The sequence below is a fragment of the Streptomyces sp. A2-16 genome (assembly GCF_018128905.1).
Lineage (GTDB): Bacteria > Actinomycetota > Actinomycetes > Streptomycetales > Streptomycetaceae > Streptomyces.
On the sequence record NZ_CP063808.1, the window covers coordinates 9202269 to 9223142 of the forward strand.

18 protein-coding genes are annotated in these 20874 nt (G+C 72.0%); 5 read left to right on the forward strand and 13 right to left on the reverse strand.

From position 1 onward, the window contains the following. The first annotated feature begins 174 nt into the window (after window positions 1-174). The 3 genes from IOD14_RS41225 (at window position 175) to IOD14_RS41235 (ending at window position 3259) form a co-directional block, all read left to right on the forward strand. Window positions 175-837: a bifunctional DNA primase/polymerase gene (locus tag IOD14_RS41225; protein ID WP_123989999.1), complete on the forward strand. Its 663-nt coding sequence runs from the start codon at window positions 175-177 to the stop codon at window positions 835-837. 62 nt (window positions 838-899) lie between these two features. After that, entirely contained in the window at window positions 900-1673 is a 774-nt protein-coding gene (locus IOD14_RS41230; protein ID WP_123990000.1) for an ABC transporter ATP-binding protein, read from the forward strand. Next, a complete protein-coding gene (locus IOD14_RS41235) occupies window positions 1670-3259 on the forward strand; it encodes a transporter (RefSeq protein WP_212672939.1) in 1590 nt (529 codons plus the stop codon). The genes IOD14_RS41230 and IOD14_RS41235 overlap by 4 nt, the downstream gene beginning before the upstream one ends. A gap of 61 nt (window positions 3260-3320) precedes the next feature. On the opposite strand, the gene IOD14_RS41240 is transcribed toward IOD14_RS41235, so the two are convergent. Both IOD14_RS41240 and IOD14_RS41245 read right to left on the reverse strand, forming a co-directional pair. Beyond that, entirely contained in the window at window positions 3321-4259 is a 939-nt protein-coding gene (locus IOD14_RS41240) for an alpha/beta hydrolase (RefSeq protein ID WP_212672940.1), read from the reverse strand. A 556-nt stretch (window positions 4260-4815) separates the two neighbouring features. Next, the gene (locus tag IOD14_RS41245; RefSeq protein WP_057608532.1) at window positions 4816-5508 is read right to left on the reverse strand and encodes a metal-dependent transcriptional regulator; all 693 of its coding nucleotides are present in this window, start codon (window positions 5506-5508) and stop codon (window positions 4816-4818) included. Window positions 5509-5714: 206 nt separating this feature from the next. Here IOD14_RS41245 and IOD14_RS41250 point away from each other — a divergent pair, with 206 nt between their 5' ends. Continuing rightward, complete coding sequence (locus IOD14_RS41250; protein ID WP_123990003.1) at window positions 5715-6491, forward strand: SIS domain-containing protein; 777 nt, start codon at window positions 5715-5717, stop codon at window positions 6489-6491. A gap of 24 nt (window positions 6492-6515) precedes the next feature. On the opposite strand, the gene IOD14_RS41255 is transcribed toward IOD14_RS41250, so the two are convergent. From IOD14_RS41255 to pdxH, 3 genes are all read right to left on the reverse strand, one after another. Beyond that, window positions 6516-7916, reverse strand: a complete 1401-nt coding sequence (locus tag IOD14_RS41255) for a PAS domain-containing protein (protein ID WP_212672941.1) — start codon at window positions 7914-7916, stop codon at window positions 6516-6518. A 116-nt stretch (window positions 7917-8032) separates the two neighbouring features. Then, window positions 8033-8452 carry a GNAT family N-acetyltransferase gene (locus IOD14_RS41260; RefSeq protein ID WP_249126338.1) on the reverse strand — a complete coding sequence of 140 codons (420 nt, stop codon included), beginning with the start codon at window positions 8450-8452 and terminating at the stop codon, window positions 8033-8035. Between the two features lie 401 nt (window positions 8453-8853). Next, window positions 8854-9525 carry a pyridoxamine 5'-phosphate oxidase gene (gene pdxH / locus IOD14_RS41265; RefSeq protein ID WP_123990006.1) on the reverse strand — a complete coding sequence of 224 codons (672 nt, stop codon included), beginning with the start codon at window positions 9523-9525 and terminating at the stop codon, window positions 8854-8856. Window positions 9526-9652: 127 nt separating this feature from the next. On the opposite strand from pdxH, the gene IOD14_RS41270 reads away from it, so the two are divergent. Beyond that, entirely contained in the window at window positions 9653-10771 is a 1119-nt protein-coding gene (locus IOD14_RS41270) for a citrate synthase 2 (RefSeq protein ID WP_123990007.1), read from the forward strand. Between the two features lie 31 nt (window positions 10772-10802). Here IOD14_RS41270 and IOD14_RS41275 read toward each other — a convergent pair whose 3' ends face one another. Genes IOD14_RS41275 through IOD14_RS41310 form a run of 8 tightly spaced genes read right to left on the reverse strand, consistent with a single transcriptional unit; the run spans window position 10803 to window position 20778 of the window. Continuing rightward, a complete protein-coding gene (locus IOD14_RS41275) occupies window positions 10803-11417 on the reverse strand; it encodes a TetR/AcrR family transcriptional regulator (protein WP_123990008.1) in 615 nt (204 codons plus the stop codon). Beyond that, on the reverse strand, window positions 11405-12139 hold the full coding sequence (locus tag IOD14_RS41280; protein ID WP_212672943.1) for an enoyl-CoA hydratase family protein: 735 nt from the start codon (window positions 12137-12139) through the stop codon (window positions 11405-11407). Before IOD14_RS41280 ends, IOD14_RS41275 begins: the two co-directional genes overlap by 13 nt. Further along, window positions 12136-13704: a 4-coumarate--CoA ligase family protein gene (locus IOD14_RS41285; protein ID WP_212672944.1), complete on the reverse strand. Its 1569-nt coding sequence runs from the start codon at window positions 13702-13704 to the stop codon at window positions 12136-12138. The genes IOD14_RS41280 and IOD14_RS41285 overlap by 4 nt, the downstream gene beginning before the upstream one ends. Window positions 13705-13721: 17 nt before the next feature. Continuing rightward, window positions 13722-14852 (reverse strand): acyl-CoA dehydrogenase family protein, encoded by a 1131-nt coding sequence (locus IOD14_RS41290; protein WP_123990011.1) that lies wholly within the window; start codon window positions 14850-14852, stop codon window positions 13722-13724. An 11-nt stretch (window positions 14853-14863) separates the two neighbouring features. Next, window positions 14864-16705 carry a biotin carboxylase N-terminal domain-containing protein gene (locus tag IOD14_RS41295; RefSeq protein ID WP_212672945.1) on the reverse strand — a complete coding sequence of 614 codons (1842 nt, stop codon included), beginning with the start codon at window positions 16703-16705 and terminating at the stop codon, window positions 14864-14866. A 10-nt stretch (window positions 16706-16715) separates the two neighbouring features. Beyond that, window positions 16716-18314 (reverse strand): carboxyl transferase domain-containing protein, encoded by a 1599-nt coding sequence (locus IOD14_RS41300; RefSeq protein WP_212672946.1) that lies wholly within the window; start codon window positions 18312-18314, stop codon window positions 16716-16718. Beyond that, window positions 18311-19987 (reverse strand): acyclic terpene utilization AtuA family protein, encoded by a 1677-nt coding sequence (locus tag IOD14_RS41305; RefSeq protein ID WP_212672947.1) that lies wholly within the window; start codon window positions 19985-19987, stop codon window positions 18311-18313. Before IOD14_RS41305 ends, IOD14_RS41300 begins: the two co-directional genes overlap by 4 nt. Continuing rightward, window positions 19984-20778 (reverse strand): TIGR03084 family metal-binding protein, encoded by a 795-nt coding sequence (locus tag IOD14_RS41310; protein ID WP_212672948.1) that lies wholly within the window; start codon window positions 20776-20778, stop codon window positions 19984-19986. Before IOD14_RS41310 ends, IOD14_RS41305 begins: the two co-directional genes overlap by 4 nt. Window positions 20779-20874 lie beyond the last annotated feature (96 nt).

The window sequence follows — 20874 nt, forward strand, 5'->3', positions numbered from 1 at the left end:
GGATTGCCGGGGTAAAGACTCGTACCGACCCCACACGTGGCTACCCAGCTCACGTCGCGGTTCCCCCTCTGCGCCCCCACACATGCATCCATGCGCCCCGGATGCGAAATCGATGCGCTTCCCCCGCGCGCGCAGGTCCTGGCCTGGCCGTAACCCGAGGTGGGTGCGGGAGTTGTGCTCTGCGTGGAAGAGACGATCGCGGGTACCGAAGCCGCTCAGATTCCGAAGCAGCGCGGGGAATCGCTGCTGGAGACAGCCGTACGATACGCCGAGGAGCGCCACTGGGACGTCTTCCCCGGCACCTGGCTGGAAGCCGACGACGGGGTCCAGCGGTGCTCCTGCGGTGAGACCGCGTGCGCCGCGCCGGGGGCGCATCCCGCTCGGGAGGACTGGGCGACGCAGGCCACCGGCAGTGCGACGGTTGCGCGCCGGATGTGGCAGAAGCAGCCGACCGCGTCGATCCTGCTGCCCACGGGGCGGACCTTCGACGCGGTGTCCGTCCCGGAGACCGCCGGGTTCCTGGCGCTCGCGCGGATGGAGCGGATGGAGTTGACGCTGGGGCCCGTGACGTTGACACCGGACCGCCGGATGCAGTTCTTCGTGCTGCCGGGGGCGTCGGTGAAGCTGCCGGACCTCATTCGGAAGCTGGGCTGGGCCCCCTCGTCCCTCGATCTGGTCGCGCTCGGCGAGGGGGCGTACGTCGCGGCGCCTCCCACGCGGTTCGGTTCCTCGGGGGCCGTCCAGTGGGCGTGCCGTCCGACGCCCGCGAACCGCTGGCTGCCGGACGCGGAGGAGCTGATCTCGCCGCTCGCCTACGCGTGCGGCAGGGACAGGTAGCGGACGCCCGCGCGGCGGCGGCCGCTCATGAGCACAGCCAGGCGCCCCTAAGGTTGACGTTCATGACGTCGGCTGTGAGTGTGCGTGGGCTCTGGAAGCGGTTCGGGCAGCAGGTCGCTGTCGCCGGGATCGACCTGGAGCTGCCCGCCGGTAAGTTCATCGGGCTCGTGGGGCCCAACGGGGCGGGGAAGACCACCACCCTCTCCATGGTGACCGGGCTGCTCCGCCCCGATCAGGGCAGCGTGGAGGTCGTCGGGCACGACGTGTGGCGGGACCCGGTCACCGTCAAGGCCCGGATCGGCGTCCTGCCCGAAGGACTACGGCTGTTCGAGCGGCTCTCCGGGCGGGAACTCCTCGCCTACTCGGGGCGGTTGCGGGGGCTGCCCGGTGCCGAGGTGGACAAGCGGGCCGGTCAGCTGCTGGACGTACTCGATCTCGCGGGGGCCCAGCACAAGCTGGTCGTCGACTACTCGACCGGGATGCGGAAGAAGATCGGGCTCGCGGCCGCCCTGCTCCACAATCCCGAAGTGCTGTTCCTCGACGAGCCGTTCGAGGGCGTCGACCCCGTCTCCGCGCAGACCATCCGGGGAGTGCTGGAGCGGTACACCGCCTCCGGCGCCACCGTCGTCTTCTCCTCGCACGTCATGGAGCTCGTGGAGTCCCTGTGCGACTGGGTGGCCGTCATGGCGGCCGGCCGCATCCGCGCCCACGGGCCGCTCGAGGAGGTGCGCGGGGCCGCGCCCTCCCTGCAGCGCGCCTTCCTCGAACTCGTGGGGGCGCAGGGGCAGGACGCCGGGGCGAACCTCGACTGGCTGGGCGGCGGCGGGGCCCGATGACGACGGACATCACCCCGGTCGTCGTACGGCTGAAGCTGTCGCTGCTCAGGAACGGACTGCGGCAGTCGGGCGGGCGGCGGGCCGCCTACATCGGCTCGGCCGTCGCCGTGCTGCTCTTCTCCGCCCTTCAGCTGCTCGGTCTCATCGCCCTGCGCGGCAACGAGCACGCGGCCTCCGTCGTCGTCCCGCTGGTCGCCGTGCTGGCGGTCGGCTGGGCGGTGATGCCGCTGTTCTTCCCCGGCGGTGACGAGACCCTCGACCCCACCCGCCTGGTGATGCTGCCGCTGCGGCCCCGGCCCCTGGTGCGGGCCCTGCTCGTGGCCTCGCTGGTCGGCATCGGGCCGGTGTTCACGCTCTGCATGCTCGTCGGGTCGGTCGTCTCGGTCGCGCACGGCGGGACGGCGTACGTCTTCGCCGTGCTCGGTGTGGTCCTCGCGCTGCTGGTCTGCGTGGCCCTCGCGCGGGCCGTCGCCGTCGCCAACATCCGGCTGCTGACCAGCCGCAAGGGCCGCGATCTGGCGGTCCTGAGCGGACTCGTCATCGCCGTCGGCGCGCAGGTCGTGAACTTCGGTGCGCAGCGGCTCGGTTCGGGCGGCCTGGGGCAGCTGGACGGTCCGGCCGATGTGCTGAAGTGGGTGCCGCCCGCGTCGGCGATCGGGGCGGTCGACTCGGCGAGCGAGGGGTCGTACGGGATCGCCGTGCTGCAACTCGCCCTGTCCGTGCTCGCGTTGGCGGGCCTGCTGGCCCTGTGGTCGCGCCACCTCACCCGGCTGATGACCTCGCCCGACGGCTCGACGCTCCCCTCCGCGGAGGGGGCCGCCCGGGAGCGGGGTTCCACGGGACTCGCCCGGCTGCTGCCGGCCGGACGCACCGGCACCGTCATGGAGCGGAGTCTGCGCTATGTGTGGCGCGACCCGAAAACCAAGGCCGCGTGGGTGACGTCGCTGGCCATCGGCCTGATCGTGCCGGTGTTCAACGCGGTGCAGGGCACCGGGTCCATCTACTTCGCGTGCTTCGCCGCGGGGATGCTGGGCGTGCAGATGTACAACCAGTTCGGGCAGGACACCTCCGCGTTCTGGATGGTCGCGATGACGATCTCCTCCACGCGGGACGCCTACGTCGAACTGCGCGGGCGTGCGCTGGCGTTGCTGGTGATCACCCTGCCGTACGCCACGCTCGTCACCGTGGTCACCACCGCGCTCATCGACGACTGGCCGAAGCTGCCCGAGGTGCTCGGGGTGTCCTTCGCGCTGCTCGGGGCGATGCTGGCGACCGGGGCGTGGACGTCGGCGCGCTTTCCGTACTCCATTCCGCAGGAGGGCTACAAGAACGTGGCCCCGGGGCAGTCCGGACTCGCCGCCGCCGCGGTCGTCGGCGGGATGGTCTCGGCGGCCCTGCTGTGCGCCCCCGTGATCGCCCTGACGATCTGGGCCAACGTCAGCGCGAACGGCGACGAATGGAGCTGGGTCCTGCTGCCCGTCGGCACGCTGTACGGAGCCGCGATCACTTTCGCGGGGCTACGACTGGCGGCCCCCCGCACGGCCCGGCAACTGCCGGAGATCCTGATGGCGGTCAGCAAGGGCTGACTCCCGGGCGGGGTGCACGGGCCACGCGGCAGGGGGTGGTGGGGCGCGGACCCGGCGGTCCTCAGCCGGTGCTCTCGGCGTTCTCGGTGGCCGGGCCGTCCGGGCCGTCCAGTCCTTCCAGTCCGTCCAGGAAGGGCTCTATGGCCGCCCGCCATGCCTCCGGCTGGTCGTAGTGGACGAGGTGGCCGGCGTCGGCGACCTCGGCGTACTCGCCGCGGGGCAGGACGCGGACCATCTCCTGGGCCTCGGCGCGGCCCAGCTCGCCGTCGAGGCCGCGGACGACGAGGGCGGGGCACCTGACCTGGGTCAGTTCCTCCCAGTGGGCGTCGTAGACCCAGGTCTCGCGGGAGGACAGCATCTGCTCGGGCTCGAAGACGGGACGCCAGCCGTCGGGGGACTCGGCCATCACCTCGGCGTAGAACTCGCCGCGCGCCGGGTTGGGCCGCTCCACCCAGGGGTCGTCCTCGCCGAACCACTTGCGTACGTCGGCGAGCGTGGCGAAGGGGACGGGCCAGGCGCGGAACCACTCGCCCCACTCCCGCTGCGAGGCTGCGCCGAGTGCGGAGGCCCGCATGTCGCAGATGATCACTCCGCGGACCAGGTCGGGTCGGCGGGCGGCGAGCTGCCAGGCGGTGAGGGCGCCCATCGCGTGGCCGATGAGGACGGTCGGGGCGAGGCCGAGCTGTTCGAGGGCGGCCTCGGCGTCCTCGACGTACGCGTCACGGGTGAAGGCGGCCCGTGGGGGCTTGTCGCTCTGGCCATGACCTCGCTGGTCGAGCGCGACGGCCCGGTAGCGCTCGGAGAGCCAGCGGGCGGTGGACGCCCAGTGCGAGGCACGGCCCATCAGGCCGTGGAGTAACAGCACCCCGGGTGATCGTTTCTCCGGGGCGTGCGAGGTCTCCCGCGCCGGATCCGTCGGGTCGGTCTTGGGAGGGTCACCGAACTCCCAGGCCGCAAGACGGACGCCGTCCGCCCCGGTCACGTCGATGCGCCGCGCCATTGGCACCCCCCTAGCTCCGCTCGGGCCGTCCGCTCCCGCTCGGGCCGCCCTGTGAACCGTGTCCTGACTGCCGTGCCTGTCCTGTCCGTCGTTGCTTTCCGTACACCTCTGCAGCGCACGTCCCCCGCGCCCCGTCACCCACAGGCTATCGAATGCGTATTCGAAAATGGGTCCTCGGCCGCCAACACCCCTCGTTCGAGTGACCTCGCTCAAGGAATGATCGCCGCGACCGAGGGGAGATCTTCAGCGGGAGGCGGACCGCTCGGGGAAATCGGTCCGAGGGGAATGACCCTGGGAGCTCGGGGCTCCGGGTCAGCACAGGGGAGGACCGGCCCCGGCACCGAAGGGTGCCGGGGCCATCCATACGTCTACGGCACATCCGCCCGCCCCCCTCAGGTCATATGCCTCACGCGACAGCCTCGCACGACAAGCGTCGAAGCGCTGCGATTCCGCACGGGGAATCTCGGATCGACGAGCCCCCGGGCGGGCCGGGACACGAGGCCCCGAGAAACCCCAACCGCCCTGCGGGAACCGGCGATCGACCCTCCGGGCGAGCTCAGCGCTTGGCGACGAACACGTGCGAGGCGACGTCCGACTCCAGCTCGGCGGCCTCGCCACCGCTGCCCACCAGCACCCCGCCGGCCGACTCGGTCACGCTCACCACCGAACCGGGCTGCACGCCCGCCCGGCGCAGCGTGTACATCAGCTGCGCGTCCGTCTGGATCGGCTCGCCGATACGGCGTACGACGACCGTCTTGCCGTCGAGACCCGGGTCCAGCTCGGCCAGCGACACCATGCCCTCGTCCAGGAACGGGTCGGCGCCGTCCTTCTCGCCCAGCTCCTCGAGGCCGGGGATCGGATTGCCGTACGGCGACTCGGTGGGGTGGCGCAGCAGCTCCAGCACCCGGCGCTCCACCGCCTCGCTCATCACGTGCTCCCAGCGACACGCCTCCGCGTGGACCTGCTCCCACTCCAGGCCGATCACGTCGACCAGGAGGCACTCGGCGAGCCGGTGCTTGCGCATCACGCGCGTGGCCAGCCGCCGGCCCTCGTCCGTGAGCTCCAGGTGGCGGTCGCTGGCGACGGACACCAGTCCGTCCCGCTCCATCCTCGCCACGGTCTGGCTGACCGTCGGCCCACTCTGGTCCAGTCGCTCGGCGATCCGGGCGCGCATGGGGACCACACCTTCCTCCTCCAGCTCGAGGATGGTGCGGAGATACATCTCCGTGGTGTCGATCAGTCCGGACATACGTGCCCCTTGATGAGATCTGCCGGAAGCACGACAGCTTCCCGGCTCGTGCGCTGGCCCTGGCATCAATTCTGCCGGATGCCACTGACAAGCGTGCCGCGCCGTTGAAACCAGGGGGTTACGAGCAGGCGCGCGGCCGTATTGACATCCCACTGGTCCAGACCGCACGGTGATCCGCGACACGGCGACGAAGGGTTGGACGACGCATGGGCGAGACGGGCTCCGCGAGCGGTGAAGGCAAGCTGTCGGGACAGTTCCTCGACGCCGCGATCGGGCTGCTGCGAAGGGTCCGCGACGAGGAGGCCGGGTCCGTCACGGCGGCCGGCGAGCTCCTCGCCGACACCGTCGCCGCCGGGGGCCGCCTCTTCGCCTTCGGCGCCGGGCACTCCTCGCTCGCCGCGCAGGACCTCGTCTACCGGGCCGGCGGACTCGCCCTGATGAACCTGCTGACCGTGCCGGGGGTCGTGGGCGTCGACGTCATGCCGGCGACCCTGGGCTCCGCCCTGGAACGGGTCGACGGCCTCGCGAGCACGGTCCTGAGCTGCTCGCCCCTCCGCGCCGGCGACGCCCTGGTGATCATCTCCCTCTCCGGCCGCAACGCGCTTCCCGTGGAGATGGCCATGAGCGCCCGCGCCCTCGGCGTGAAGGTCATCGGTGTCACCTCGGTCGCGTACACCACGGCGACCGAGCCCCGCCACAGCTCGGGCACCTTCCTCAAGGACCACTGCGACGTCGTCCTCGACTCCAAGATCGCCCCGGGTGACGCGGAGCTCTCCCTGGACACCGTCCCGGCCCCCTTCGCCCCCGCCTCCACGGTCGTGACCTCGGCGCTCCTCCAGGCCGTGATGGCGACCGCGGCGGGCTGCCTGGCCGACCGGGGGATCGAGCCGCCGCTGCTGCGGTCGGGGAACGTGGACGGCGGGCTGGAGTGGAACGAGCGGGTGTTCGAGGAGTACGGGGACCGGATCTTCTACCGGCAGTAGTCCGGCAGCGGTCCGGCAGCAGTCCTAGGCCCGCTTCACCACTCCGCCCAGATCCAATGCCGAGGCGATCCGGACCGCGACGTCCTCCGCGTACACCGCGTCGCCCCGCTCGAACTGGCCCCTCCCGGACCCCCGCAGGAACGTCACGACGCCCAGCGTCCGCCCCCGGCTGCGCAGCACCGCGCACAGCGCGTGCACCGCGTCCGAGGGCCACTGGCGGGCCTCCGCCCACTCGCGGGCCCGGTCCCCCGGCACCGACCCCACACTCGCCCGCACCGCCCCGACCCGGTCCACGCACTGCAACGCCGGATGGCCCTCCCCGTACCGCACGGGCAGTCCGGCCGCGCCCGACGCCTGCAGACTCGGTCCGGGCGCCCCGGAGGGCGTGGCGGCGACCCGCACGAGACGGACCGGCCCGGTCTCCTCGCCGTCGGCCACCGCGCCCCCGGCCACTCGGTCGATGAGCGCGTGGTCGGCGAACCCGGCCAGGGCGAAGTCCAGGTGGACGACGGCGGCCTCGGCCGGGTCCTCGCACTCCGCGGCCGCCCGGGCCGCACGGTGCAGCTGGTTGGTCCGGAACCGCAGCAGCGAGGCCTCCTGCTCGCTCTGCTTGGCCTCGGTGACGTCCTGGAACAGCCAGCCGACGCCCAACGGCACCGGCTCCTCCGCCAGCGGCGAGGCCAGCCGTACGAACCCGCAGCGCCAGCAGCGCCGTTTCTCGCCGTCCGGGGTCCGCACCCCGACCCAGATCTCGGCCGGCGCCGGCGGCGCGCCCTCGGCCAGTACATGGGTGAGCGCGCTCTCCAGCTCCTCCACGCCCTGCGCGAGGAGCTCCCCGAGGGGCCGCCCCAGCACGGAGGTGCGGCCGATGCCCAGGGACCGGGCCGCGTGCGCGTTCACCACGGCGGGCCGCAGGTCGGCGTCGACGAGCACGACACCCCACGAGGCGTCCTCGAACAAGGCCTCGCTGAGCGCGATCGACCGCTCCAGGTCGATCTGCGTGTGCACCTCGCTGAAGGCGCAGTACAGCCCGGCGGGCCGGCCGTCGGGTCCGCGAACGGCCGCGGACTGGGTGCGTACGAGGACCCGGCCGCCCTCCTTGGTCAGCAGTGCGAACTCGTGCACCTGCCGTCCGGGCGCCCGCATGGCGGACATCAGCCGCCCCTCGACCTCCTCCGCGTCCGCCGGCCGCACGGCCCACCCGGCGAACCCGTGCCGTCCGACGGCCTCGGCCGCGGTCCAGCCGAGGATCCGCTCGGCCTCGCGGTTCCAATGGGTGACCACGCCGTCCGCGTCGAAGGCACACAGTGCCGCGTCCATGCCGTCCAGCAACGCGGCGAGCAGATCCGAACCGCCCGGACCCTCCGGCCCGGGGCCGTCCGGCCCCAGCTCGTCGGTGGTCCCACTACGCCGGGAAGCACTCACCTGGACCCCCTGCCAGCCGCTCACTAACAATCATTCAACTCGAACGTGACGCAGCACACACCGGGTTCCTGCAAGATTGAGGGAATCGTTGTACGCCGGAAACGTGCCGAATCCCCCTAAGCGGTCCACCTGTCCGGCTCCAGCCGCAGGTCGATCCACTCGTCGCTCCCGCCGTCCAGCACATACCGGTCGACCTCCACGAACCCGCGCGCCAGCGCGAACCGCACTCCGTCGCCGTTGACGGCCAGCACACACGTCTCGATCACCCGGGCGCCGAGCACACGCGCATGATCAAGACCCTTCTCGTACAGAGCCGTCCCGAAACCCCGTCCCCGGTGATCGGGCAGCACGCGCGCGATGACGGTCGCCACGGCGTCGTCCCCGCTCGGGGGCCGGACGGTCGAGCAGCCCACCAGCGTGTCCCCGAGATACGCGTTCTCCAGCCGGTTCCGCCCGACGCGCTCACGCACGTCCTCGGTGCTCATGGCGGCCGGCGGAACGATCACGTTGTGCACGTGCCGCCACTGTTCGGCCATGTCGTCCCCGACGACCGGCTCGATCCGCAGGTCAGTCACGATCACCACTCCCCCTTCGCACGAGGACCGCTCGTCGTTCCTCGTGCGCGGCACGCTAAATGATCTCGGCCCCCGAAAAAAGTGGTTGATCGGGCGGGCGTCGGTTCCTAGTGTGTTGGCTACACGAGAAGGGAGGTGGTTCGGCAGATGTATGAATACCGGACGCGTGAGGTGACTGCGGGCTAGCGGCTCGCCACCACACTCAGTGCGGTGCCGGACCAGCACGCGAAGGATGTGTGCAGCCGGCCCAATCCCAGCAGTCACCCGACCCGCGAGCTCGCCGGTACGTCCGGCCGGCTCCCCCGCCGTCAGGCGGAGGGATCCAGAGCTCGCGGGTCGCCTGCGTTCCAGGGGGCCTCGGCTCAGGGGCTCAGCCGCTCCACCCGCCAGCTCCCGTCGGGCTCCGCCACGTACCGCAGGCGGTCGTGGAGGCGGTTCTCGCGGCCCTGCCAGAACTCGACCGTCTCCGGCGCCACCCGGAAGCCGCCCCAGTGCGGCGGGACCGGAACCTGCTCGCCCTCCGGGTAGCGGGCGGCCAGCTCGGCGTAGGCGGTGTCCACCCGCTCACGGGTGTCGATCACGGAGGACTGCGCGCTGGCCCAGGCGCCGAGCTGGGAGCCGTGCGGGCGGCTGCGGAAGTAGGCCGCGGTCTCGTCGCGGCCGGTGCGGCGGGCGAGGCCGGTGACGATGACCTGGCGGGCCATGGGGTGCCAGGGGAAGAGCAGCGAGACGTACGGGTTCCGGGCGAGGTCGGTCGCCTTGCGGGAGCCGTAGTTGGTGTAGAAGACGAAGCCCTCTTCGTCGAACTGCTTGAGCAGGACCGTGCGGGAGCTGGGGCGGCCCTCGGCGTCCGCGGTGGAGACGACCATGGCGTTCGGCTCGAAGAGGTGCGCCTCGGTGGCCGCCTGCTTGAACCAGCGCGCGAACTGTTCGACGGGCGTGGCGGCGAGGTCGGCCTCGGCGAGACCCTCCGCGCGGTACTGCTTGCGCATGGAGGCGGGGTCCGGGGAGACGGCGTGTGCGGCGTCGGTCACGTCGTCATCCTGCCGTACGGATCGCTTCTCCACGGACGGTGGCACTGAGTGCCGCTTGCTCTCCCCAAAGGTGGCACTCGGGGATATCGTGGCGTCATCCGTCGTACACATCATGAGGAGCCGCCTGATGTCCGACCTCGACCCCGGCCGCGGTTTCGTACCCGGCCTCGAAGGAGTCGTCGCGTTCGAGACGGAGATCGCCGAACCGGACAAGGAGGGCGGCGCGCTGCGGTACCGGGGCGTCGACATCGAGGATCTGGTCGGCCATGTCTCGTTCGGCAACGTGTGGGGGCTGCTGGTCGACGGCGCCTTCAATCCCGGTCTGCCGCCCGCCGAGCCGTTCCCGATCCCGGTGCACTCCGGGGACATCCGGGTGGACGTCCAGTCGGCGCTGGCCATGCTCGCCCCGGTGTGGGGGCTCAAACCGCTGCTCGACATCGATGCCGGGCAGGCGCGTGCCGACCTCGCCCGGGCGGCCGTGATGGCGCTGTCCTACGTCGCCCAGTCCGCGCGCGGGCAGGGCCTGCCGATGGTGCCGCAGCGGGAGATCGACAAGGCGCAGTCGGTCGTGGAGCGGTTCATGATCCGGTGGCGCGGTGAGCCGGACCCGAAGCACGTGGCGGCCGTGGACGCGTACTGGACGTCGGCCGCGGAGCACGGCATGAACGCGTCGACGTTCACCGCGCGCGTGATCGCCTCGACCGGCGCGGACGTCGCCGCCGCGCTCTCCGGGGCGGTGGGCGCGATGTCGGGGCCGCTGCACGGCGGGGCGCCCTCGCGGGTGCTCGGGATGATCGAGGAGATCGAACGGACCGGGGACGCCGAGGCGTACGTCAGGCAGGCGCTGGACCGCGGTGAGCGGCTGATGGGGTTCGGGCACCGGGTGTACCGGGCCGAGGACCCGCGCGCGCGTGTGCTGCGCCGTACGGCACGGGAGCTGGGGGCGCCCCGGTTCGAGATCGCGGAGGCGCTGGAGAAGGCGGCGCTGGCGGAGCTGCACGCGCGACGGCCGGACCGGGTGCTCGCCACGAACGTGGAGTTCTGGGCGGCGATCGTGCTCGACTTCGCGGAGGTGCCGGCGCACATGTTCACGTCGATGTTCACGTGCGCGCGGACGGCGGGGTGGTCGGCGCACATTCTGGAGCAGAAGCGGACGGGGCGGCTGGTGCGGCCTTCTGCGCGGTATGTGGGGCCGAGTTCTCGGAATCCCGGGGACATCGAGGGGTACGAGGGGATCGCCCACTGAGTCGGGTGCCCAGGGTGCGTGGGCGGAAGGCCTAGGGCAGCACCTCGTCCAGCAGTACGGCCCACTGCGCGACCACCCTCTCGCGGCGAGCGTGGTCGTCGGTGAGCAGGTTCGCCAGGCCCAGGCCCCTCGCCATGTCCAGAAGGCCCTGGACCGTTTCGCGGGCGCCCGGTTTCGACTCGTCCGCGCCGAGCAGGTCGACCGCGATCCTGTGGGTCTCCCGGCCCACCCGCGCCTCCAGCTCCGTCACCTGGGGGCGCAGCTGTTCCTCGTTGGAGGCGGCGACCCAGAGGTGGAGGGCGGCGCGGAAGAGGGGGCCGGTGTAGAGGTCGACCAAGGCCGAGATGACCGCCCGCCGGTCATCCGCCGCGCCCTGCGGGAACAGGGCGCGCAGGGCCGTGGAGCGTTCCTCCGCCACGTACTCGACCGCGGCCGTGAAGAGGTCCTCGCGGGTCGGGAAGTGGTGCTGGGCGGCGCCCCGGGAGACACCGGCGCGTTCGGCGACCACCGCAACCGTGGAGCCGGCCCAGCCGTGTTCGGCGAGGCAGGCCACGGCGGCTTCGAGGAGGCGCTGCCGGGTGGCCCGGCTGCGGTCCTGCTTGGGCACGCGGTCGGCGCGGTCGCCGATCGTGGTCACACCACCCATGAGGGATCCCGTCGTTCTATGAAGGCCGTCATGCCCTCGCGCGCGTGCGGCGAGGCGAACAGCCGGGCCGAGAGCGCGGTCAGGTGGGCCGCGTCCCGGTCGAAGGTCTCCAGCACCCTAGCCGTGAGCAGCCGTTTCGTCTCGGCCAGGGCCTCCGGGGCGGACCGGCGCAGGCCGTCGAGGATCGGTTCGAGTACGGCGTCCACGTCGTCGCCCGCCGCCGTCACCAGGCCGGTGCGGGCGGCCTCGGCCGCGTCGAAGCGCTCGCCGGTGAGGTAGTGGCGGGCGAGGGCGCGGGGGTCGGTGCGGGGCAGCAGGGTCAGGGAGATGACCGCGGGGGCGACTCCGATGCGTACCTCGGTGAAGGCGAAGGTCGACTCCGTGGAGGCGGCCGCGATGTCGCAGGCGGCGAGGAGACCGAGGCCGCCCGCGCGGACGTGGCCGGTGACGCGGGCGACGACCGGTTTGCCGAGCTCCACGATCTGCCGCAGGAGCCCGACCAGGGCGTCCGGGTCCGGGGGGTCCTTCAGGTCGGCGCCCGCCGAGAAGGTGTTGCCGGTGTGGGTGAGGACGACCGCGCGGACGTCCGGTTCCTCGGCGCAGTCCGTCAGCGCGGCCGCCAGCTCCCCCACCAGCGCCCCCGACAGGGCGTTGCGGTTGTGCGGGGAGTCCAGGGTGAGGGTCTGAACGGCACGCGCGCGCGTGCGGGCGATCAGTGTCATGGGCGCTCCCTGAGCTGCCGTCGCAGGATCTTGCCGGAGGCGGCCCGGGGCACCTGGTCGATGAAGGTGACCTGGCGGACGCGTTTGTAGGGGGCGACGCGTTCGGCGACGTACATCATGACCTCGCTCTCGGAGAGTCCGGCCGCGGCCTGCTGGCGGACGACGTAGGCGCGCGGGACCTCGTTGCCGTCGTCGTTGTACACGCCGATGACGGCCGCGTCGGCGATGCCGGGGTGGGTGAGCAGGAGGGCCTCCAGTTCGGCGGGGGCCACCTGGAAGCCCTTGTACTTGATGAGCTCCTTGACCCGGTCGACGACGAACAGCCAGCCGCCGGCGTCGACATGGCCGACGTCCCCGGTGTGCAGCCAGCCGTCGGGGTCGATCATCGCGGCGGTGTCGTCGGGGCGGCCGAGGTAGCCCTTCATGATCTGCGGGCCGCGGATGAGGATCTCGCCGGGCTCGCCGATGTCGAGGTCCTTGTCGGGGTCGTCGAGGGAGACGATCCGCATCTCGGTGCCGGCGATGAGCTTGCCGACGGTGCCGGGCGGTGCCTCGCGCATGGCCGACAGGGGGACGACGTGGGTGCCGGGCGAGAGTTCCGTCATGCCGTACGCCTGGCCGACGGGCGGCAGACCGAGCCGGGCCGAGCAGGCGGCGGCGAGCTCGGCGTCCAGGGGGGCGGCGGCACTGACGATGTAGCGCAGGGACGAGAGGTCGTACCGCTCGATCAGCGGGTGCTTGGCGAGGGCGAGGACGATCGGCGGGGCCACGTACAGGCCGGTGATGCGGTGGTTCTGGATGGCGGCGAGGAAGGTCTCCAGGTCGAAGCGGGGCAGGACGACGACCGAGGCGCCGAGGCGCAGGGGTGCGTTCATGAGGGCCGTGAGGCCGTAGATGTGGAAGAAGGGCAGCACGGCGAGGACGCGGTCCTCGGGGCCCGCCGACATCAGCTGTTCCAGCTGGGCGAGGTTGGTGGCGATCTGCCGGTGCGTGAGCATCACGCCCTTGGGGGTGCCGGTGGTGCCCGAGGAGTACGGCAGTGCCGCCACGTCCGTCGCCGGGTCGATGGCGATGTCCGGCTCGGGGGCCGTCGAGGCCAGCATGTCGATCAGCGAGCGGTGGCCGGGAGCGCTGTCGCAGACGAATATCTCCCGTACCCCGCCAGCGAGTTCGGCCGCCCGGCGGGCCGTCTCGAGGAGCGGGGAGACGGTGACGATCCAGCGGGCCGCGGAGTCGGAGAGCTGCTTGGCGAACTCCTCCGGCGTGGACAGCGGGTGCACGGTCGTGACGGAGGCACCCGCGCGCGTGGCGGCGTAGAACGCGGTGGGGAAGGCGATCGTGTTGGGGCTGTGCAGCGCGAGCACGTCCCCCTTGGTGACGCCCGCCTCCGCGAGGCCCGCGGCGACCCTGCGGTGGAACCGGTCGAGCTGGGCGTAGGTGAGGGTGGTGCCGTCGGTGCCGTCGATCAGGGCGGGCGCGTCACCGTACTCGGCGGCGCGGGCCAGCACGGCGTCGTGGATGGGGAGTTCTATGGGCTGGACGTCTGCGTACTCGCTGCGGAACACGGTTCCTCCATGACGGCCTAGTACGACTTGGGCAGGCCCAGGGTCTGGTGGGAGACGTAGTTGAGAATCATCTCCCTGCTGACCGGTGCGATACGAGCCACGCGCGCGGCCGTTATCAGCGAGGCGATCCCGAACTCCCGGGTGAGGCCGTTGCCGCCGAGGGTGTGGACGGCCTGGTCCACGGCCTTCACGCAGGCCTCCCCCGCGGCGTACTTCGCCATGTTGGCGGCCTCTCCGGCACCCGCGTCGTCGCCCTCGTCGTAGAGGTGGGCGGCCTTCTGCGTCATCAGACGGGCGAGTTCGAGGTCGATGTGCGCCTGGGCGAGGGGGTGGGCGATGGCCTGGTGGGCGCCGATGGGGGTGTTCCACACCGTGCGGTCCTTGGCGTAGGTGATCGCCCGGGAGAGCGCGTAGCGGCCCATGCCGATCGCGAAGGCGGCCGTCATGATGCGTTCGGGGTTGAGTCCGGCGAAGAGCTGGAGGAGGCCCGCGTCCTCGTCTCCCACGAGGGCTTCGGCGGGCAGGCGTACGTCGTCGAGGGTCAGCTCGAACTGCTTCTCCACCGCCTGGAGTTCCATGTCGATCCGGCGGCGGGTGAAGCCGGGGGCTTCGCGGGGGACGATGAAGAGGGCGGGCTTCAGACGGCCGGTGCGGGAGTCCTCCGTGCGGCCGACCACGAGGGTGGCGTCGGCCAGGTCCACGCCGGAGATGAAGACCTTGCGGCCGGTGAGCAGCCAGTCGGAGCCGTCCTTGCGGGCTGTCGTCGTGATCCGGTGGCTGTTGGATCCCGCGTCGGGTTCCGTGATGCCGAAGGCCATGGTGCGGGTGCCGTCCGCCAGGGCGGGCAGCCACTCCTGTTTCTGGGCGTCGGTGCCGAAGCGGGCGATCACGGTGCCGCAGATCGCCGGGGAGACGACCATCATGAGGAGGGGACAGCCCGCGGCCCCCAGCTCTTCGAGCACGATGGAGAGTTCGGCGATTCCGCCGCCTCCGCCCCCGTACTCCTCGGGGAGGTTGACGCCCAGGTAGCCGAGCTTGGCCGCCTCGGCCCACAGGGCCTCTCGGTCGTAGTCGCGGCCGTGCCGTTTGCCGAGGGCGGACACAGCTGTCCGGAGGGCTTTGTGCTCGTTCGTTTCGATCGTGGGCATGTGTGGCTCCTTCAGGTGGACCGGACTACTGCCAGCAGGGAGCCGACCTTCACCTGTTGGCCGACGACTGCGTTCAGCTCGCTGAGCGTTCCTGTGTGCGGTGCCGTGATCCTGTGCTGCATCTTCATCGCCTCCAGCCACAGAAGGGGCTGGCCTGCTTCCACGGCGGAGCCCTCCGTCAGGCCGTCCGCGACCCTGACGACCGTCCCCGGCATGGGGGCCAGGAGGGAGCCCGGGGCGTGCTGGGCCGTCGGGTCGGGGAAGCGGGGCAGGGGCTTCAGGGCCGTGCCGCCGACATGGAGCTCGTCGCCGTACCGCGCCACCTCGAACGTCCGCCGCACGCCGTCCACTTCGAGGACGACCGCGCTCGGGTCCGCGTGCACGACCCTGACCCCGTCCGCCTCCAGGCCCCTGCTCGTGTGGCGGTAGTGGACCTCGTGCTCCTCGCCCGCCATCTCGTAGCGCTTGGTCTGCGGGGCGGAGTGCAGGTTGCGCCAGCCGCCGAAGCGGGAGCGGCCGACCGCGTCCGCGAGGGCCGCCGCCAGGGGGGCCAGCGGGTCGGGGGCGGCCGCGGTGAGCTCGGGCAGGTGGCGGTCGTAGAAGCCCGTGTCCATGCGGGCCGAGGTGAACTCCTTGTGGCGCAGGGAGTTCACCAGCAGATCCCTGTTCGTGGTCGGGCCGTGGAGCGTCGCCCGCTCCAGGGCGCCGGCCAGTTTGCGGACCGCCTCCGTACGGGTGGGTGCGTGGGCGACGACCTTGGCGAGCATCGGGTCGTAGTGGACGCCGATGTCGTCGCCGTCCTCGTAGCCCGTGTCGAGGCGGACGGACGGGGGGACCGAGAGGCGGTGCAGGGTGCCGGTCTGCGGGGTCCACTCCCGTGCGGGGTCCTCGGCGTAGAGGCGGGCCTCGACCGCGTGGCCACGCGCGTGTGGGGGCTTGTCGCCCAGCTCGTGCCCTTCGGCGACCCGGATCTGTTCCGCGACCAGGTCGATGCCGAACACCGCCTCCGTCACCGGGTGCTCGACCTGGAGGCGGGTGTTCATCTCCAGGAAGTGCGCCTGGGTGCCGGAGACGAGGAACTCGACCGTGCCCGCGCCCACGTAGTCGACGGCTCGTGCCGCCCGTACGGCGAGTTCGTGCAGCCGAGCCGTGAGGTCCTGCGGGAGTCCGGGGGCCGGGGCCTCCTCGATCACCTTCTGGTGGCGGCGCTGGAGGGAGCAGTCGCGGGTGCCCAGGGCCCACACCGTGCCGTGGGTGTCGGCGAGGATCTGGACCTCGACGTGGCGGCCGTCCTCGACGTACGGCTCGAAGAAGACCTCACCGTCGCCGAAGGCGCTCGCGGCCTCCGCGCGGGCGCTCTCCAGGGCGGCGGGCAGCTCCTCGAGACGGCGTACGACGCGCATGCCGCGGCCTCCGCCGCCCGCGGCCGCCTTCACCAGCACCGGCAGGTCGGCCCGCGTCACCTCGCCCAGGGGGGCCAGCCCCATCAGTTCCTTCGCGCGGGTCTTGGACGCCATCGCCTCGATCGCGGACGGCGGCGGTCCGATCCAGACCAGGCCCGCGTCCAGGACCGCCCTCGCGAAGTCGGCGTTCTCGGAGAGGAAGCCGTAGCCGGGGTGCACGGCGTCGGCGCCGGAGGCGAGCGCCGCCTTCACGATCAGGTCGGCGCGCAGATAGGTGTCGGCGGGGGCGGCTCCGGGGAGTCGTACGGCCGTGTCCGCCACGCGCGTGTGGAGGGCGTCCGCGTCCGGGTCCGAGTGCACGGCGACCGTCCGGATGCCCAGGTCACGGCAGGTGCGGAAGATCCGGCAGGCGATCTCGCCCCGGTTGGCCACGAGGAGTGCAGAAATCACTGGGTTTCCCTCACATCCGGAAGACGCCGAAGCCGCCGCGCGCACCCTCGTAGGGCGCGGTGTGGATCGCGGACAGGCACATGCCGAGGACCGTCCGGGTGTCGCGGGGGTCGATGACGCCGTCGTCGTAGAGCCGCCCGGACAGGAACATGGGCAGCGACTCGGACTCGATCTGCTGCTCCACCATCGCGCGCAGGGCGGCGTCGCCGTCCTCGTCGTACGGCAGTCCCTTCGCCGCGGCCGACTGGCGGGCGACGATGGAGAGCACGCCGGCGAGCTGCTGGGGGCCCATGACGGCCGACTTGGCGCTGGGCCAGGCGAAGAGGAAGCGGGGGTCGTAGGCGCGGCCGCACATGCCGTAGTGGCCGGCGCCGTAGGAGGCGCCCATCAGGACGGAGAGGTGCGGGACCTTCGAGTTGGAGACCGCGTTGATCATCATCGCGCCGTGCTTGATGATGCCGCCCTGCTCGTACTCCTTGCCCACCATGTAGCCGGTGGTGTTGTGCAGGAAGAGGAGCGGGATGTCGCGCTGGTTGGCCAGTTGGATGAACTGGGCCGCCTTCTGGGACTCCTCGGAGAACAGGACCCCTCGGGCGTTCGCCAGCACGCCCACCGGATAGCCGTGCAGCTCGGCCCAGCCGGTCGTCAGGCTCGTCCCGTACAGCGGCTTGAACTCGTCGAAGTCGGAGGCGTCGACGATCCGGGCGATCACCTCGCGGGGGTCGAACGGCACCTTGAGGTCGCCGGGGACGATCCCCAGCAGTTCGTCGGGGTCGTGCTTCGGTGGTTCGGCGGGGCCCGGATCGCCGTACGCCTTGCGGTGGTTGAGGCGGGCGACGACCCGGCGGGCCTGCCGCAGCGCGTCCCGCTCGTCGATCGCGAAGTAGTCCGCGAGGCCCGACACGCGCGCGTGCATCTCGGCGCCGCCGAGGGACTCGTCGTCGCTCTCCTCGCCGGTGGCCATCTTGACCAGGGGCGGGCCGCCGAGGAACACCTTGGCCCGCTCCTTGACCATGATCACGTGGTCGGACATGCCGGGGACGTACGCGCCGCCCGCGGTGGAGTTGCCGAAGACGACGGCGACGGTGGGGATGCCGGCCGCCGACAGCCTCGTCAGGTCCCGGAAGACGGCACCGCCCGGGATGAAGATCTCCTTCTGGGAGGGCAGGTCGGCTCCTCCCGACTCCACCAGGCTGATGCAGGGCAGCCGGTTGGCGAGGGCGATGTCGTTGGCGCGCAGGGCCTTCTTCAGCGACCAGGGGTTGCTCGCGCCCCCGCGCACGGTCGGGTCGTTGGCGGTGATCAGGCACTCCACGCCTTCCACCACCCCGATCCCGGTGACGAGGGCGGCGCCGACCGCGTAGTCGCTGCCCCAGGCGGCCAGCGGGGACAGTTCCAGGAAGGGTGTGTCGGGGTCGAGGAGCAGCTCGATGCGCTCGCGGGCGAGCAACTTGCCGCGCTTTCTGTGCCGTTGGATGTACTTCTCGCCGCCGCCGGCGAGCGCCTTGGCGTGTTCGGCGGTCAGCTGGTCCAGCTTCGCGAGCATGGCCTCGCGGTTCGCCCGGTAGTCGGGGCCGGTCGTGTCGAGGGTGGTCGGCAGGATCGTCACAGCAGGGCCTCCGGGATGTCCAGGTGGCGGGAGCGCAGCCATTCGCCGAGGGCCTTGGCCTGCGGGTCGAAGCGGTGCTGGGCGGCGACGCCCTCGCCGAGGATCCCCTCGACCACGAAGTTCAGGGCGCGCAGGTGCGGGAGGTCGTGCCGGCTGATGTTCAACTGCGCTGTCTCCGGCAGGAGTTCGCGCAGGCGGTCGACGGTGAGCGTGTGGGCGAGCCACCGCCACGCCTCGTCCGTGCGGGCCCACACCCCCACGTTGGCGTTCCCGCCCTTGTCGCCGCTGCGGGCACCGATGACCAGCCCGAGCGGAGCCCTGACCACGGGCCCTTCGGCGAACGGCTCCGGCAGGGGCGGCCGGGGGACGTCTTCGAGTACGGCGGTCTCCTGGGCCGGCGCCACCGGGATCCGTCGCCCGTCGTAGAGGACGGCCACATGGTCCACGGCCCCATGGGGGACGTACACCTCCTCGAAGACCCCATAGGGCGAGCCCTTTCCGGGTGGTGCCAGCACATGGAACCCGGGGTAGCTGGCCAGGGCCAGTTCCACGGCGGCCCCGCTGAGCACGCGCCCGACCGACTCCTGGTCCGTGTCCCGGACGACCAGCCGCAGCAGCGCGCTCGCGGTCTCCTCGGTGCCGGCGTCCGGGCGGTCGGTGCGGACCAGGTCCCAGCGCACCTCGGCGACCTTGGCGAGGGCCGGTTCCAGTTGTTCCCGCACCAGGGCGGCCTTGGCCTCGATGTCCAGGCCGGTGAGGACGAAGGCGACCTCGTTGCGGAAGCCGCCCAGCCGGTTGAGGCCGACCTTGAGGGTGGGGGGCGGGGGTTCGCCGCGTGTGCCGGAGATGCGGACACGGTCGGGGCCGTCCTGGGTGAGCCGGACGGTGTCGAGGCGGGTGGTGACGTCGGGACCCGCGTACCGGGCGCCCTGGGTCTCGTAGAGCAGCTGCGCGGTGACCGTGCCGAGGTCCACGAAGCCGCCGGTGCCGGGGTGCTTGGTGATGACGGCGGTGCCGTCCTCGTGGAGTTCGGCGAGGGGGAAGCCGGGCCTCCGCAGATCGTGCCCGTCCTCGGCGAAGAAGGCGTAGTTGCCGCCGGTGGCCTGTGTGCCGCACTCCAGGACGTGTCCGGCGACGACGGCCCCCGCGAGGCGGTCGTGGTCCGTCGGCGACCAGCCGAAGTGGGCGGCGGCGGGCCCGGTGACCAGGGCGGCGTCCGTCACCCTTCCCGTGACCACGACGTCGGCGCCCTCCCGGAGACAGGCGGCGATGCCGAAGCCGCCGAGGTAGGCGTGGGCCGCGAGGGAACCGGGGTGTGCGCGGGTCAGGTCGTCGCCCTCGACGTGGGCGACCCGGACCGGCAGGCCGAGCCGGTCAGCCAACTCCCTTGTGCGGGCGGCGAGTCCGGCGGGATTGAGGCCGCCCGCGTTGGCCACGATCCGGACACCCCGCTCGTGTGCGAGGCCGAGGCATTCCTCGAGTTGGCGCAGGAAGGTGCGGGCGTATCCGCCTTCGGGGTCCTTCAGCCGGTCCCGGCCGAGGATGAGCATGGTCAGCTCGGCGAGGTAGTCGCCGGTGACGACGTCGAGTTCGCCGCCGGTGAGCATCTCGCGCAGGGCGTCGAAGCGGTCGCCGTAGAACCCGGAGGCGTTGCCGATGCGGAGGGGGGTCACCCGGCCGTCCCCTTGGGTGCGCGCCCCTTGCCGGGCGGGCCCGCGAAGGCCTGGGCGATGTCGAGCCAGCGGTCGGCGTTTTCCCCGGCGGCGGTCAGGGCGAGGTCGGCGCGGTGCGCCCGCTGGGTGACCAGGAGGCAGAAGTCGAAGGCGGGGCCGGTGACGCGGTCGGCGGCGTCCTCGGGACCGTAGGCCCACAACGCGCCCGAGGGGGCGGTCAGTTCGACGCGGAACTCCTCGAAGGGCGGCGTCAGCGCGTGCACGCCGAAGGAGAAGTCCCGGGTGCGGACGCCGAGGCGGACGATGTGCCGGATCCGGTCGGTCGGCGCGCGGCTCACCCCCAGCGCGTCGGCGACGTCCAGGCCGTGGGCCCAGGTCTCCATGAGACGGGCGGTGGCCATGGAGGCGGTCGACATGGGCGGGCCGTACCAGGGGAAACGGGCCTCCTCGGGGGCGTTCCGCAGGGCCTCCGCCAGGTCCTCGCGTCCCGCCCGCCAGTACGCGAGCAGCCGGGCGGGGGGCTTTCCCGCGCCCTCCTCCGCGCCGTTGTCCACGAAGTCCCCGGGTGCCGCGAGCGCCTTCTCGACCTCGCGGGAGAAGGCCTTCGGGTCGGTCACGGCCAGCAGGGAGGAGTGGTCGGTCCAGGCGAGGTGGGCGATCTGGTGGGCGACGGTCCAGCCGGGGGCGGGGGTCGCGAGCGCCCACTGCTCGGCACTCAACTCGGCCACGAGCAGGTCGAGTTCGTCGCTCTCCGCGCAGAGGTCGTCGATGACGGGGGTGGGGTCGGCCATGGGGCGAGGATGGCAGCGGGCCCCAAAACAAGCAAGCGTGCTTGCATTAATTCTTCGCCAGGACATAGCGTTCACCGCTTGCTCATTGCAATGATC